The sequence below is a fragment of the Burkholderia perseverans genome (genome assembly GCF_022870505.1).
GTDB lineage: Bacteria > Pseudomonadota > Gammaproteobacteria > Burkholderiales > Burkholderiaceae > Burkholderia > Burkholderia plantarii.
In genome coordinates this window covers 1,255,451-1,270,859 of the sequence record NZ_CP045094.1, presented here as the reverse complement: position 1 = coordinate 1,270,859, position 15,409 = coordinate 1,255,451, and the positions used below count along the sequence as shown (strand labels likewise).

General features: G+C 72.1%; 9 protein-coding genes. 1 reads left to right on the top strand and 8 read right to left on the bottom strand.

From position 1 onward, the window contains the following. Positions 1-418 precede the first annotated feature (418 nt). Genes BpN12_RS20300 through recC form a run of 3 tightly spaced genes read right to left on the bottom strand, consistent with a single transcriptional unit; the run spans position 419 to position 10,007 of the window. A complete protein-coding gene (locus BpN12_RS20300; protein WP_246797249.1) occupies positions 419-2,827 on the bottom strand; it encodes an AAA family ATPase in 2,409 nt (802 codons plus the stop codon). Continuing rightward, positions 2,824-6,573, bottom strand: a complete 3,750-nt coding sequence (recB, locus tag BpN12_RS20295) for an exodeoxyribonuclease V subunit beta (RefSeq protein ID WP_246797248.1) — start codon at positions 6,571-6,573, stop codon at positions 2,824-2,826. The genes BpN12_RS20300 and recB overlap by 4 nt, the downstream gene beginning before the upstream one ends. Beyond that, positions 6,570-10,007, bottom strand: a complete 3,438-nt coding sequence (gene recC / locus BpN12_RS20290; protein ID WP_246797247.1) for an exodeoxyribonuclease V subunit gamma — start codon at positions 10,005-10,007, stop codon at positions 6,570-6,572. The genes recB and recC overlap by 4 nt, the downstream gene beginning before the upstream one ends. A 189-nt stretch (positions 10,008-10,196) precedes the next feature. On the opposite strand from recC, the gene BpN12_RS20285 reads away from it, so the two are divergent. Further along, complete coding sequence (locus BpN12_RS20285) at positions 10,197-12,506, top strand: FUSC family protein (RefSeq protein WP_246797246.1); 2,310 nt, start codon at positions 10,197-10,199, stop codon at positions 12,504-12,506. A 171-nt stretch (positions 12,507-12,677) separates the two neighbouring features. Here BpN12_RS20285 and BpN12_RS20280 read toward each other — a convergent pair whose 3' ends face one another. The 5 genes from BpN12_RS20280 to BpN12_RS20260 form a co-directional block, all read right to left on the bottom strand. Next, positions 12,678-12,872 (bottom strand): hypothetical protein, encoded by a 195-nt coding sequence (locus tag BpN12_RS20280; RefSeq protein WP_246797245.1) that lies wholly within the window; start codon positions 12,870-12,872, stop codon positions 12,678-12,680. Between the two features lie 55 nt (positions 12,873-12,927). Further along, positions 12,928-13,398 carry an Lrp/AsnC family transcriptional regulator gene (locus tag BpN12_RS20275; protein WP_246797244.1) on the bottom strand — a complete coding sequence of 157 codons (471 nt, stop codon included), beginning with the start codon at positions 13,396-13,398 and terminating at the stop codon, positions 12,928-12,930. Between the two features lie 207 nt (positions 13,399-13,605). Next, positions 13,606-14,250, bottom strand: coding sequence for an NAD(P)-dependent oxidoreductase (locus tag BpN12_RS20270; protein WP_246797243.1), 645 nt, complete (start codon positions 14,248-14,250; stop codon positions 13,606-13,608). Between the two features lie 117 nt (positions 14,251-14,367). Further along, the gene (locus BpN12_RS20265) at positions 14,368-14,805 is read right to left on the bottom strand and encodes an Rrf2 family transcriptional regulator (protein WP_246797242.1); all 438 of its coding nucleotides are present in this window, start codon (positions 14,803-14,805) and stop codon (positions 14,368-14,370) included. A 90-nt stretch (positions 14,806-14,895) separates the two neighbouring features. Next, the gene (locus tag BpN12_RS20260) at positions 14,896-15,324 is read right to left on the bottom strand and encodes a BCAL1086 family glycoprotein (protein ID WP_246797241.1); all 429 of its coding nucleotides are present in this window, start codon (positions 15,322-15,324) and stop codon (positions 14,896-14,898) included. Positions 15,325-15,409: the final 85 nt, after the last annotated feature.

Sequence of the window (15,409 nt, the reverse complement as noted above, 5' to 3'; positions counted from 1 at the left end):
CCTCATTCTCGACATTACATCGAAAACTGCATTAATCAACCGATGAAACAGAAGGCCCGACACCATTTCATCTCAAAAGTGAAACGTCATGACGCATGCCATTTCCATTAAAATTAATCGTTTTTTATTAAAGTCAAAATGCCAACATCAATTCCGTCATCGATTACACAAAGCCACGAAATCATATCTGACTTCACAAATCCACATTCACACCACCTTGAAAAATATTAATCCACCCATACCATTCAATAATCGTTGAATTTCAAATGCCTGACCATTGAACGCACGGCAGCGGACGCGATTTCGGCATCCCGCCCGGCGTCGCGCGCGCGACTGCCGCCGGACGCGTCTCACGACGGCCCGGCGGGCTTCGAACCGGGAATGGGTGGGAAAGCGGAAGACCGGCCGGCGCCGGCGGCTAGTGTCGCGCTTCGGCCTCGGCGGCCGCCTGCGCGGCGTCGGCGATGCGCGCGGCCAGGCCCGAATCGCGTTGCGTGCGCGTCGCGATCGCCTGCGCGAGCACGGTGCGCGGGCCGATCACCTGCACGCGCGAGCGAGCCCGCGTGATCGCCGTATAGACCAGTTCGCGCGACAGCACGCGGCCGAACGCGGCCGGCAGCACCAGCGCGGCCTCGTCGAATTCCGAGCCCTGCGATTTGTGGACCGTCAGCACGAACGCCGTGTCGTGCGGCGGCAGCGCGGCCGGCGAAACGGCGCGCGCGAGCCCGTCGGCGCCGCGGAACCAGACCCGCAGCGCGCCCTGTGCACCCTGTGCGTCAGGCAGCGCGATGCCGATGTCGCCGTTGAAGAGGCCGAGCGCGTAGTCGTTGCGCGTCACCATCACCGGCCGGCCGGCGAACCAGTGCGCGCCCACGGCGAGCGGCACGCCCACCGCGCGCCGCACCTGCGCGGCCACGCGCAGATTGATCTCGTCGGCGCCGCGCGCGCCGGTGCGCGTCGCGCAGAGCACGCGGAAGCGGTTCAGCACGTCGAACAGCGGCAGCGGGTCCGGCGCGCCGCTCGCGAGCGCGTCGCGCAGCGCCTCGCCGTAGGCGGCGAAGCCGCCGGCGAGGCGCTCGACGGTGACGGCGGCCAGCGCGTCGCCGCTGTCGTCGACGAAGCGCGCGGCGGCGTCCGCCTGCGTCGAGAGCGCGTCGAGCGCGGCCTGCGTGTCGCCGCGCCGGATCGCCAGCGACAGCCGGCCGATCGGCGAATCGAGGCCGAAACGGTAGTTGCGTTCGAGCCAGACCACGCAATCGGCGAGCGGCTCGCCGAAGGCAACCGCATCGGCATGGTGTGCCGGTTCGAGTCCGGCCTCAGGCGCCGCCTGCATGTCGATGCGCCCCGCGTCGAACCGCGCCACCTCCACCTCGTCCATCCGCCACGCGTCGAGCCACGCCAGTTCTTCGGGTTCGATCCACGCGTCGAGCGGTGCGCCGGCGAAGCCGTCCTCGTCGGCCCGGCTCGCCGGTTCGGCGGTGATGTCATGCGCGGTGCCGGATACGGGCGCGTCGTCGCTCGCGGCGGCGTCGTCGAAATCGAACAGCGAGCGCTGCGCCGGCACGCCGGAAACACCGGACGCCGCCGATCGCGCACCGCGCCGCCCCTTCACGGCAGCCGAAGCCGATTCACGTCGCGCCGCCTCGGGCACACCCGGCCGGCGATCGACGTCGACGCTCCCCTCTCTCACAGCTTCGGGCAAGGCCGCCGCCAGCCGCGCCAGCCCGCGCGCCTCGTCCGGCAGCGCCGCGACGAACGCCGCCGGCGCCACGCCGAGCGCCTCGGCGATGCGCTCGCAGCCGGCCGCGCTGAACGTCGGCCGCGCGCTCAGTTCGGCGAACACGGCGCCCGCCTCCACGGCGGCGAGCTGGTCCTTGTCGCCGAGCAGCACGAGCCGCGCGCCGGGCGCGAGCGCGTCGAGCAGATGGGCCGCCAGCGCGACGTCGATCATCGACGCCTCGTCGACCACCACGAGGTCGTAGGGCAGCGGGTTGTCGCGATGATGGCGGAACCGGCCGCCGGGCAGCCAGCCGAGCAACCGGTGCAGCGTGTACGAGGTGCGCGGCAGCTGCGCGGCGAGTTCGGCCGGCAGCCCGGAGGCGCGCGCGTGCAGCGCCTCCTGCATGCGCTGCGCGGCCTTGCCGGTCGGCGCCGCGAGCGCGATGCGCAGCGCCGGCTGCATCTCGATCAGGCAGGCGATCACGCCGACCACGGTGGTCGTCTTGCCGGTGCCCGGGCCGCCGCTGACGATCGTCACGCGGCCGCCGAGCGCGACCACGGCCGCCACGCGCTGCCAGTCGATCTCGCCGTCGCGCGGCGGCGCGAAGTAGCGCCCGAGGCTCTCGCGCAGGCGCGCCGGCGCCAGCGCGCCGCCGGAGCCAACTCCAGCGCCTGCCCCGGGCCGCGCCGCGCGTGCGTGCGCCACCAGCGCGTCGGCGAGCCGCGTCTCGTAGTCGAAATAGCGGGCGAGGTAGAGCCGCCCCTGCGCGTCCACCACGAGCGGACGATCGGCGCCGAGCGGCGCGCGGCCGAACCCGGTCACGCCGCTCGCGGCCAGCTCGGCGCGCACCTGGTCGAGCGTCACCGCGTAGCGCGCGGCCAGCGCGCCGAGCGAGATGCAGACGTGTCCGGCCGCCGTGGCGCGGCTCGCCGCGAACGCGGCGCGCGCGGCCCAGCGCGCCGCGTCGGCGGGCGCGCCGAGCCGGCGCGACAGCATCCCGATGCGGCGCGCGAAGCCCTCGGCCAGCGCGAGCCCGAAATCGGCCGGCTCGGGCAGGCGCTCGGCGAGGCCGCCGATGAAGCCGAACGGTTCGGTCAGATCCTTCATCCGCGCTCCTTGCGCATCAGGGCGTCGAGCGCGTCGACGAGTTCGCGCGGGGCGCGCTTCGCGTGGACGCCGGCGGGCGCGCCGCCGCTGCGCCAGTCGGGCCGCACGCCGCGCACGAACAGGTAGAGGTACCCCGCCATGTGCGTGTCGTAGTCGTAGCCGGGCAGCCGCACGCGCAGGTAGCGATGCAGCGCCACCGTGTAGAGCAGCGCCTGCAGATGGTAGGCATGATCGGCCATCGCCGCGTCGAGCGCGGCCGGCCCGTAGGCATCGGGCGTCGCGCCGAGATGGTTCGATTTCCAGTCGACGATCCAGAAGCGGCCGTCGTGCTCGACGATCATGTCGATGAAGCCCTTGAGGAAGCCGGCGAGCGTGCCCGATTCGAGCGCGACGTCGGGATAGCCGTGCGCGCTCAGCAGCTCGCGCAGCGCGAGGAAATCGAGGGCCGCGGCCGGGAACAGGAACGCCATCTCGTTCAGGCGCCGGCGCGGATCGAGCGCGTCGAGCCGCAGGCCCGGCACCAGTTCGGTCGCCACCACGTCGGCCACCAGCCGCGTCATCATCGCCGGCAGCCGCTCGCCGAGCACCGGCTCGGCTTCCACGGGCCGCTCGTGCAGCGCGCGCCGGGCCGCCTCGGGCCAGCTGTCGGCGCGGTCGAACGCGCTCAGTTCGAACAGCAGGTGCAGGCACTCGCCGGCCGCCGCGCCGCGCGGGAACGCGACGATGTCGTCGCCGTCGGGCTCGGCGGGCGCGCCGGTGCCGGCCGCGCCGTCGTCGAGGCGCGGCACCGGATCGACGGCGGCGGCGAGCGCGTCGTGATCGGGCCGCAGCGCCTCGTCGGGCAGCACCGCGACGCCCTCCTGCTCGCGCGCGAGCGAGGCGGTCAGCGAGCTGAAGCTCGCGATCCGCCATGCGTCGCGCAGGAACCGCGTGGCATGCCGCGCACCGCCGAGCGCATCGGCGTCGTGGCCGGCCGCGAGCGGCTCGCGGGCCGGCACCGCCGGCAGCGGCTCGATCGAGATCGGGCCGTCGGCGAGCCGGCGCCAGCTCGCGGCGAGTTCGTCGGCCTCCGGCGGCGTGTCGAGCCACGCGTCGAAATCGTGGCCGCCGCCGGCCACGAGCCAGTTCAGCACGCTGCGCCGCGCTTCCCTGGTCGACCTCGCCGCCTGGTAGACGCCCGCCACCAGATAGCAGCGATAGACGGCGCGCGTCAGCGCCACGTAGACGAGCCGCGCGCGCTCGGCGGCCTGCTCGCGGCGCGCCTGCGCGGCGGCCATTGCGGCGGCGGCCTCGTCGCAGCCGTAGTGCAGTACCGCCGCGCCGGTCTCGTCGTGATACTCGCGCGCGTCGGGCAGCGCCTCCTCGCGCGGTTCGTGGAGCCGGCCGTCGTTGAGGAACGGGCAGAACACCACCGCGTATTCGAGCCCCTTCGACTTGTGGACGGTGACGATCTGCACCAGGTTGCGGTCCGATTCGAGCCGCAGCTGCGCGTCCTCGCCGCCGCCGGCGCGACGCTGCGCGGCGAGCCAGCGCAGCGTCGGCGCGATGCCGGGCTGCGCCGACGCGCGCGCCTGGGTCAGCTCCGCGAGATGGTTCACGTCGGTCACGCGCCGCTCGCCGCCGGCGCCGTCGAGCAGCCGCTCGGCGATCCGCAGCTCGCGCGCGAGCGTGCGCCACATCACCGCGAAGCCGCGCTCGCGCCACAGCAGCCGGTAGCGCGAGAAGCGCTCGACCCAGCTCATCGCGTCGGCCGCGGCCACCGTGCCGGCGGGCGCGTCGCCCTGTTCGAGCCGCCACAGCGCGGCGGCGTCGAGCCCGAACCAGTCGGTGGCGAGCGCCGCGCGCAGCCGGCGCAGGTCGCCCGGCGCGTCGACCGCGGCCAGCACGCGTTCGAGCTGCTCGGCGTCCGGCGTCGCGAACACCGACGCCTGCGCGAGCTCGACGCTGCCGATCCCCCAGGCGGCCAGCACGCGCTTGACGATGCTGCCCTGCCGGTGCGTCTGCACCAGCACGGCGACGTCGGACGGCGCGAGCGGCGTCTCGCCGAGCCGCACCGCGCCTGAGCGCGCGCCGCGCATCAGCCGCGCGATCTCGGCCGCGCACGACTGCGCGGCCTGCCATTGCGCGTCGCGCTTGGTCGGCATCGCGTCGCCCTCGGGCAGCGTCCAGATCCGGAAGTCGCCCGCGCCCGCGCGCGGATCGGTGCCGTCGACGAACGGCGCGCGCTCGCGCGTGCCGGCGCGCACCGGCGGATAGTCGAGATCGTCGAGCACGAACGCATGCGGGTTCGCCGTGAACACGCGGTTGCAGGCATCGACGATGGCCGGCGTCGAGCGCTGGTTCACCGCCAGCGTGTAGCACGAGCGCGCGCTCGCGCGCGCGGCCAGATAGGTATGCAGGTCGGCCGCGCGGAAGCTGTAGATCGCCTGCTTCGGGTCGCCCACCAGGAACAGCGGGCCGTCCGGCGCGAAGATCGTGTCGAAGATCTCGAACTGCAGCGGATCGGTGTCCTGGAACTCGTCGATCAGCGCGGCCGGATAGCGGCGCCGCAGCGTGTCGGCCAGCCACGGATGCGCGGCCAGCGCGTGATGGAGGTTCGCGAGCAGATCATCGAACGACACCACGCGCCGCGTGCGCTTCTTCTCGACCAGCCGCGCCGGCGCCTCGGCCAGCCAGGCCGCGATCAGCGAGAGCCAGCGCCCGCGCTGCGCGTCCTCGGCGGCGGCCAGCGCCGCTTCGAGCGCCTCGGCCGCCTCGAAGAACGGATGCTCGGGCGTCGTGCCGCCCTTCTTCGTCGCTTTCTCGAGCACGCCGCGCGTGAGCTTGAGCGCCGCCTTCGGCAGCGGCGCGGGGGTGGCCGTGCCTTCTGCCGCGTCGGCCTCACCGAAATAGGTGGCCCACGCGGCCAGCGCGTCGGCCACCGCCTCGGGCTTGTGCGAGCGCTGGTTCAACGAGGGCTGCGCGTCGTCCAGCAGCGCGGCGATGCGCGCGCGCCCGCCATGCCAGAGCGCGGCGGCCTCGCCATGGCAGGCACGCGCGATGGCGTCGGCATCGGGTCCGCCGGTGTCGTGCAGCGGCGTCAGGCCGTCGAAGCGCAGCTCGGCGAGCGGCTTCTTCAGGCGCCGCGCGAGCTGCGCGTCGAGCGCGTCCGGCCCCGCGCGATGCTCGACGAGCCACGCCGCGAACGCCGGATACGCCGCCGCCACCGGCTCGACGCGCGTGTACCAGAAGTCGGCCGCGAGTTCGAAGCGCAGCGACGCGTCGTCGGCCTCCATCTCGAACGCGAACGGCATCGCCGCGGCGAACGGCGCCTCCTGCAGCGCGCGCTGGCAGAACGCGTGGATGGTGTGGATCGCCGCCTGGTCGAACTTGCGCAGCGCGCGGCGGATCCGCTTCGCGGCCACCTCCACGTCGATGCCGCCCTGCGGTCCGAGCGTGGTCTCGAACAGCTTCGCGACGAACGGATCCTCGCCGTCGTCACCGGTTTCGAGCACGTGCGCGAGCTGCGCGAGGCGCCCGCGGATACGCTCGTGCAGCTCGGCCGTGGCCGCCTTGGTGAACGTGACGACGAGGATCTGGTCGGCCTCGAGATCGTGTTCGAGCAGCAGCCGCACATAGAGCGCGCAGATGTTCCAGGTCTTGCCGGTGCCGGCCGACGCCTCGATCTGGTTCACGCCGTCGAGCGCGCAGGCGAACACGTCGAGTTCGACGGGCGCCTGGGCGGCGGAAAGGGCAACGTTCGTCATGCCGCGCTCCGCAGATGCTCGACGAGCGGATCGAACACCAGATGCGCGAGCGCCGGGAACGGCGCGTCGAGCGACAGGTTCGCGCCGCGCCAGGCGATCGCGAGCGCCGCGTCGTCGGCCTCGCTCGCGACGCGCTCGTTGATCCAGACGCCGGCCGCCTTGGCCTCGCCGCCCGACACCAGCGCCCAGGCGCTCTTCGGGAAGAACGAGAGCGGCATGCGGCGCCCGGCGCGGAACAGCGCGGCGAGCGGCGCGAGATGCGCGAGCGGATCGGCCACCGGCGCGAACTCGAAGCCGTCGCCGCTGCCGAGCCAGAGCGTGCGGCGCGGCCCGCCCGGCTCGATCGCGCAATAGACGAGATGGGCGAGCCAGGCCGACAGATGATCGCGCGCGCCGGGCCGCGCATGGCGATAGATGACCTGCCCGGCCGGCGTGAGCCGGTTCAGCGTGCCGTGCAGCGCGAGCGGCGCGCGCACGGCGTCGGCGGCCAGCGCGGTGTCGAATTCGCCGAACCAGGTTTCGCCGCCGGGCCAGGCCGGCCGCACCTCGAGCGCGAACGGGCGCCGCTCGGCGCCGCCGTCCAGCGCGCGCCGCACGTTCGCGGCGAGCCGTTCGAGCGCGCCGAGCGCCTGCTCGCGCCAGACCGCGCCGGTCGCGCCGCCCGGCATCTCGGGGCTCGCGTCGGCCACGCGCCGCGCGAGGTCGGCCACGCTCGCGCCGTCGGTCTCGACGAACATCGGCAGCACGCGCGCGGCCAGCGCGTCGCTGCCCGCGTAGTCGAGCGCGAACGGCTCGGTGTCGATCAGTTCGGCCTGCGCGTCGGTCAGCACCACGCCGAGCCGCTCGCGCAGCAGCGCGCGCGCCGGATGCCGCCAGAAGCGCTCGAAATCGCCGAACGCGACCGGCGCGTCGGGCTCGGGCGGCAGCGGCGCGGCGAAGAACGGCGGCGCCTCGCGCGTCGTGCCGCGCGCGAGCTGGCCGGCCAGCACGGCGCGCCCGGCATCGTAGGAATAGAGCGCGCCGCCCGTCGTGAAGTACTCGGCCGAGAACGGCTGCAGCGGATGCTCGACGATGAAGCCGCGTCGCCCGGCCTCGATCGCGGCCGGCGACGCGTCGGGGCCGGCCGTGACCGCCGCCACGTAGTCGAGCAGTTCGTCGACCAGCGCGGCGGGCGGCAACGGCGCGTTGTCGCGAATGCTGCGGCCCGTGTAGGTGATCACGAGCCGGTCGCGCGCGGCGAGCAGCAGGTCGAGGAACAGGTTGCGCTCGTCGTCGCGGCGCTGGCGGTCGCCGAGCTTCGCGTACACCGCCATCAGGTCGAACTCGTCGGCGCGCGCGAGGCTCGGCAGCACGCCGTCGTCCATGCCGACCAGGCACACCACGCGATACGGCAGCCCGCGCAGGCTGGTCAGCGACGAGAACGTCACGCCGCCCCACGGCACCCCGCCGCGCGCCGGATCGTCGAGCTCGGCCGCGAAGCCGGCGCGCACCACGGCGGCCGGCATCGGCAGCGCATGCGCGCCTTCACGCACCGCGGCGAGCAGCGCGTCGAGCGCGTCGCGCACGCCCGACAGCGCATCCGCGTAGGCCGGGCCCGAATCGAAGAAGCGCGCCAGCGCATCGGCGAAGATCTCGCTCCAGGCGTCCGGAGTGGCGTCGGCGGCGATGCGCCCGGCGAACCAGTCGAGATCGTCGGTGAAGCGCGCGAGGCGCCCGAGCAGTTCCGCCTCGCCGCCCTCGGGGCCGTCCACCGGCAGGTAGGCGCCCACCGGCGCCGCGCCGTCGGGCATCGCGTAGCCGAGGAACAGCCGCGCCAGCGCGTCGGCGAACGTGTGGCGCGGCGCGGGCACGGCGGGCGCCTGTTGCGCATCGGGATCGCTCGCGGCGGCGGCCAGCCCGCGCCGCGCGCCGGCTGCCGCGAGCCAGGTCTGCACCGTTTCGAGCGCGGCCGCGTCGATGCCGTAGCGCGCGGCCACGGCATCGACGCGCAGCCATTCCACCAGCTCCGGCGCGCCGACCTCGCGCTCGGGCAGCGCGAGCCAGTCGAGCAGCACGCGCGCGATCGGGTTGGCCTGCGACGGCGGCAGGCCGGTGATCCGGTACGGCACGCGCGCGGCGTCCTGCGCGGCCGAGGTGCCGAACACCGCGTCGATCAGCGGGCCGGCCGCGGCCAGATCGGCCACCGCCACCAGCACGTCCGAGGGCGCGAGCGTCGGATCCTCGGCAAACCCGGCCAGCAGCCGGTCGTGCAGCACTTCCAGCTGGCGCGCGAGGCTGTGGCAGACGTGGACCTCGATGCCGTGCTCGTCGGGCGGCGGCCCGAGTTCGGCCTCGGGCTGCAGGTCGAGGATCGCGTTCTGGATCCGCGCGAGCCAGCTGCGGTCTGGGTGCGGCTCGTAGCGCGCGGCGTCGGTGGCCGCGGCGGTCTCGGTCAGCTCGTGCAGCATGTGCAGTTGCGCCTGGGTCTGGCGGCCCCACTCGGCCAGCAGCGGATGGCCGACCTGCTGGTAGTCGAGCTGCCCGGCCGCGTCGAGCGATTCGACGCGCGCGGCGGTGACGATGTCGAACCAGAACTCGCGGCACGGATTGAGCGCGTAGATCCGCACGTCGATCCAGCGCGACAGCTCGCGCAGCAGCGCGACGTGCAGCGGCGGCATAGTCGGCAGCGCGAACACGCTGACCGCGCCGGGCCAGGCGGCGAGCGTGTCCGGCCCGGGCGCGAGCGACGGCGCGTCGCGCAGGAAGCGGTGCGCGGGCGGTTCGCCGTCCTCCGCGAGCTCGGCCACCAGCGCGCGCCACAGCGCGGCCTGCCATTGCTCGTCGTCGCGCGCGGCCTCGGCGCCGCGCGCGGGCGGGCCTTCGAGCGCGACGATCGAACCGCCGTCGCGCCAGGCGGCCAGCCACTCGGGCCGGTAGGTCAGGTAATGGTCGAATACCGAGGCGAGCCGGTGCGCGAGCTCGTGGCGCATCGGCGCGTCGGCCGCGGCGAGGTAGCCGGCCAGGCGCGGCGAGGCGAGCCACGGCACGGCGCTGGCGGCCGGGCCGGCGCCGAGGCCGGCGTCGGGATCGGCATCGAAGCCCGCACCCGGGTCCGCATCGAAGCCGGCCGAGCCGGCGCCGGCGCCGACACCGCGCGACAGCAGCCGGTAGCAACGCCAGACCAGCCGGTCCGGCGCGAACGGCGAGCGCGGCGGCACGCGCAGCACCTGTTCGATCTGCGCCCACAGCCACTGCGCGAGATAGCTGAACTCGACGTTCGCGCAGATGCCGTGCCGCGCGGCGATGTCGAGTTCGAGCCGCCGGCGCAGCGCGGCGCTCGGCACGATCACCTGCTGCGCGGCCCAGGGGCCGGCCGCGCCCGGATGCGAGGCGAGGTGGTCGATCAGCGCGTCGGCGAGCGTTTCGTGGCGATTCGAGAAAAAGAGGTGGAGCATGCGGCGGCCGGCATGGCGAGGCACGAACGGGATTCGCGCGGAGCGGGACGCGGACGGCATCCGCGCGGAAAGCGCCAAGCATAGCAAACCCGAAGCCACGCGAATATCGGGCGAAACGGGCGCGCTGTCGGCCCCGTGAAATACGTTAGACTCGTCGGTCTCCCGCGCCGCTTTGCCAACCGACAATCGATGCGCTATTCGATCGAAATCCGCAAGTTCCTCTACAGCCAGTATTTCTTCGGCGGCCTGCGCATCGCGGTCGGCGTGTCGCTGCCGGCGGTGCTGTGCCTGATCGTGCTGCACGAGCACGACCTCGGCTTCACGATCGCCACCGGCGCGCTCGGCGCCTGCGTGGTCGACATGCCCGGCCCGCTCAAGTACAAGCACAACGAGATGCTCGCCTGCAGCGTGATCGGCTTTTTGTCGGCGCTCGCCACCGGGCTCGCCACGCCGAACATCTTCGCGCTGTGGCTGACCATCGTGCCGCTCACCTTCGTGCTGTCGCTGATCGTGGTGTACGGCAACCGCTGGCCGCAGATCAGCTTCGCCACGCTGTTCATGATGGTGATGACGCTGGAGGACAGCTTCACGCCGATGGAGGCGCTCGTCAACGCGGCGTGGATCCTCGCGGGCGGGCTCTGGTACACCTACTGGGCGACTCTCGTGTCGCGCTGGCAGGCGCGCCGCATCGAGCAGCAGGCGCTGGCCGACAGCTTCTTCGCGCTGGCCGGCTACCTGCTCGCGCGCGCCGAGTTCTACGACCTCGACGCCGATCTCGACGACTGCTACCGCAACCTCGTGCTCAAGCAGGTGGCCGCCGTCGAATCGCAGGAAACCGCGCGCGACATCGTGCTGCGCAACCTGCCGAAGCTGCGCCACGGCAAGCTCGACGCCGCGCGCACCATGATGTTCAACCTGTTCATCAACAGCGTGGACCTGCACGAGATGTTTGTCGGCGCGCACACCGACTACCCGCTCGTGCGCAGCACGTTCGGCGGCTCGGACCTGCTGATCTTCTATCGCGACCTGATCCGCAAGGCGGCCGGCGACCTCGAAACGGTCGGCCTGGCCGTGCTGGAGAATCGCGCGCCGCAGTCGCGCACCAGCGTGAAGGCCGAGTTGCGCGCGATCGAGTACGAGATCGAGCTGATGCGCAAGAAGAACTTCCCGGCCACCAACCCGGAAGCCTACGCGGCGGTGCTGGCCACGTTCCGGCGGATCTGGAGCGCCACGCGCCTGATCGACAAGATGCGCCGCTCGCTGACCGAGACGCCCGACAGCACGCGCACCGAGATCAGGATCGACAAGACGCTCGCGCGCTTCCTGCAGCGCCGCCGGCTCTCGCCGATGCTGATCTTCTCGAACCTGAGCCTGCGCTCGCCGAGCTTTCGCCACGCGCTGCGCGTGACGGTGGCGGTGGCGGTGGCGTTCTGGCTCGGCCGGCTGCTGCCGCTCACCAACGCGTACTGGATCGTGATGACCACCATCATCATCCTGAAGCCCGGCTATTCGCTGACCAAGCAGCGCAACGCGCAGCGGATCGTCGGCACGCTGCTCGGCTGCGCGATCAGCATCGCGCTGATCTACACGGTGAAGTCGCCGCCGCTCTTGATCGCCATCATGTTCGGCTCGATGGTGATGAGCTACAGCCTGCTGCTGTTCAACTACGCGGCCAGCGTCGTGTTCACCTCGTCCTACGTGCTGCTGATGTTCCACCTGCTCGCGCCGGGCAGCATGCGCATCATCGGCGAGCGCGCGATCGACACCGTGGTGGGCTGCATGATCGCGATCGCGGCGAGCCGGCTGTTCCCGTACTGGGAATACCGCGCGATGGGCAAGCTGGTGGCCGAGGTGCTGGCCACCACGCGCAACTACTTCGAGGCCGCGTGGCGCGTGGGGCGCGGGCAGACGCAGAGCGCGCCGCCGGTGGTGGCCGTCGACGGCGCGGCCGTGGTGCCGGCCGTGGCGGCCGCGGCCGAGGCGGCGGTCAAGGACGCGAAGGGCTCGCCGCTCGAAGGCGATTATCCATACCGGCTCGCGCGCAAGAACGTCCACATCGCGTTCGCCAATCTCGGCCAGGCGTTCCAGCGCATGATGATCGAGCCGAAGGCGCACCAGCGCTTCGTGCCCGAACTGAACGACCTGCTGGTGCAGGCGCACGTGCTGGGCGCGCAGATCACGGCCGCCGCGCCGCTGCTGCGCAACACCAGCGAGGAAGCCGGGCCGGGCAGCTACGCGGCGCTGCAGAAGGGGCTCGCGCAGGTGCGCGAGAACCTCGAACAGGCCGAGGCCGGCACGCCGCCGCCCGCCAACCAGGCCGAGCTGACGAAGCAGCTCACGCGCGAACTCGACTCGATGGTGGTCGCGGCGGAAAAATCGGAAACGGCCGGCGCGGAGGTGGTGCGCGACCTGAAGGAACTCGCGCATCAGTGCAAGCAGATGCTCGCGTCGTCGCTGCTGATCCGCAAGGATGCGAGCCTGATCCGGCTGCCGCAGTGAGCCGGAGAGATCGCGAGGCGGCGGCCGGGCGGGCCGTCGACGGGCGAACGGGCTGGCTGAGGAGCGAAGTCACGAGCAAAGTGACGAGCGGAGCGACGAACGTGACGTGACGTGACGCGACGCGACGTGAAAAGCCGCCGCGCGAAAGTGATGGCGGCAGGCGCGGCGGGCTCAGCCGCCGGACGCCGGAGCGGCCCCCGACGAGGCCGCCGGCGCCGCGGCCGATGCCCCGCCGCCCTGCTGCGCGTCGTAGGCGCGCTTTTCGGAAATGGCGTTGTAGAGCACCGTGCCGATCACCAGCAGCACGATCACCACGATCATCACGGACACGCCCCGTACCGGGTCCTTCCTGCGCTGCTCGCTCATGGGACGACGCCCTCCGCGATGAAAGCGCTCATTCTACGCGCGCCCACGCGCCGCGCTAGGCGATGGCCGCTTCGCTGCGCACCGGCAGCGCGGTCGAATACTTGATCTGCTCCATCGCGAACGACGAACTGACGTCGGACAGCGGCACCGTGCGGATCAGCAGCTTGTAGACGCGGTCGTAATCGGCGATGTCGGCCACCACCACGCGCAGCAGGTAATCGGTCTCGCCGCTCATCCGGTACACCTCGACCACTTCCGGGATCTCGCGCACCGCCTGCGTGAACGTGTTCGCCCATTCCGCGGTGTGCTGGTTGGTCCGCACCGCGACGAACACGGTGGTGCCCACGCCGAGCTTGCGCGCGTCGCACAGCGCCACCTGCGCGCGGATCGCGCCGGTGTCCTTGAGGCGCTGGATGCGCTTCCAGCAAGGCGTCTGCGACAGGTTCACCTTCTGGGCGAGTTCCGAGATCGGCAGGGTCGCGTCGGTCTGCAGCAATTCCAGCAACTTGCGGTCGATGTGGTCCATTTTCCCCGTTCCTGTTGGTATAGAAAATTTTTCTACGCCGGATATTATCGGGGGAACAATATGAAAACTCATCCTCGCCGTCGACCGGGATAAATACGGACGCGCAAGAGAAAGCGCGTTCGCGGCTTCCCGATCTCGTGCCCGGGCGATGCCGGACACGAAGCGATATCAGGCGCCACCGGGCAACCCGGCAGCGCCGCCGGCCACTCAATAGGCAACCGTCGCGACCTCGCGCACGAACCGCCCCTGCTCGATCGCATCGACGAACGCGACCGCGTAGTCCTCGGCCGAGATCCGGCTGTTGCCCCCGGCGTCGCTGATCAGCGCGCCCGCGCCGGTGCGGAACGTGCCGGTGCGCTCGCCCGGCGCGATCATCGCGGCCGGGGCGAAGAACGTCCAGTCGAGATCGCTGGCCGGGCGCAGTTCGCTGTCGAGCGCGGCGCGGTGTGCGAGCGCGACCGGCTTGTACTCGGCCGGGAAACCGTCGGCATCGACGAGCTGCTTGCCCGGCGCCACTTCCAGCGACCCGGCGCCGCCCACCACCACCAGCCGCTTCAGGCCCGCCGCGCGCGTCCCCTCCACCAGCGCGCGCGTGGCGCGGCCCACTTCGCTCTCGTTGCCATGGGCCGGGCCGTAGGCGCTCGCCACCACGTCCTGCCCCGCCAGCGCCGCCGCCACGCTGGCCGCGTCGAACAGGTCGGCCGTCTTCGCCGTCAGGTTGCCCGTACTCGCGCCCGGCCGGCGCGACAGCGCCGTCACGCGGTGGCCGCGCCGCGCCGCTTCCGCCGCGATCCGCGAGCCGATCATGCCCGATGCGCCAAACAGCGCGATATTCAAGGTGCGTTGCGTCATGTCGAAACTCCTTCCGGTTATATGTAACCATATTGATTACATTTAAGTGCGCAAAAAAGGCGGAGACCATGCTCCGCCCGGTGCGTTGCCGCCCGGCGCCGCCCTGCCGCTAGCCTGCTAAGCCGCGCCGGCGCCTTCCTCGCGCAGCACGTCGGCCGTCACGTCGGCCAGCGTGCGCGCCGCGAGCGAGGCTTCCATCGCGCGCTGCGCATCGTCGATATAGACGGTCAGCACGCTCTGGATGTGCCGCCCGACCATGCAGTCCGGATTCGGCGTCTCGCGGTGCAGCGCGAACAGCTGCGCGTCGTCCACCGCCCGGTACACCTCGAGCAGCGTGATCGAGCCCGGCTCGCGCGCCAGCAGCGCGCCGCCGCCGGCGCCGAGCTGCGAGCCGGTGAGCCCCGCCGCCGCCAGCATCGACAGCAGCCGCCGGATCAGCGCCGGATTCGTGTTGACGCTGCCCGCGATGATCTCGGACGACAGCGGCACGCCCTCCTGTTGCGACAGCAGGGCGAGCACGTGGACGGCAAAAGCGAACCGGCTGCTCGTGTTCATGCTCGGTGAACCGGCCGCGCGACGGGTCGGGTGTCTCGGCGAGAAAGTGTGCTCATGATAGTTACATTTATTCGGAACGGCAAGCACCGTTCAGCGGTTCGCCGCTTGATCGGCGTCGGACGACGACGCGGCGTTATCGCGGCTCCATTGCTGCAGCTTGCGCCCGGCCGTCTCGAGACCCGAGCCGGCCGCCGAGGCGGCCAGGCCGAACGCCGCCGTGGCGGCATTCTTCAGGTGCGCCTGCGCATCGCTGGCCGAGACGGGCGGCACGGCCGAGGCCGCCGAGGCAACGCCGGCCTTGGCGGCGGCGATTTGGCTGCCGACGAAGCTGGCCGCCTGGTCGAGCTTGCTGGCCGCCTGCGCGGCGGCCTGGGCCACGGCGCTCGCCGCGTGATCGGGCGCCGAGGCGTTCGAATCGGGCTTGTCGCAACCGGCCAGGGCCAGCGCGGCGAACATGGCGGCGGCGGCAAACTGGTACGACGGCGCGCGGCGCGGCGCGAAACGGAAGGGAGACGTCATGGCGGTATGCGCGCTCGGGCGCGCTCTCGATGCAGGAATCGCGATGATACGATGCGCGCGGCCCGGCGCCGTAGTCACGTGGCGC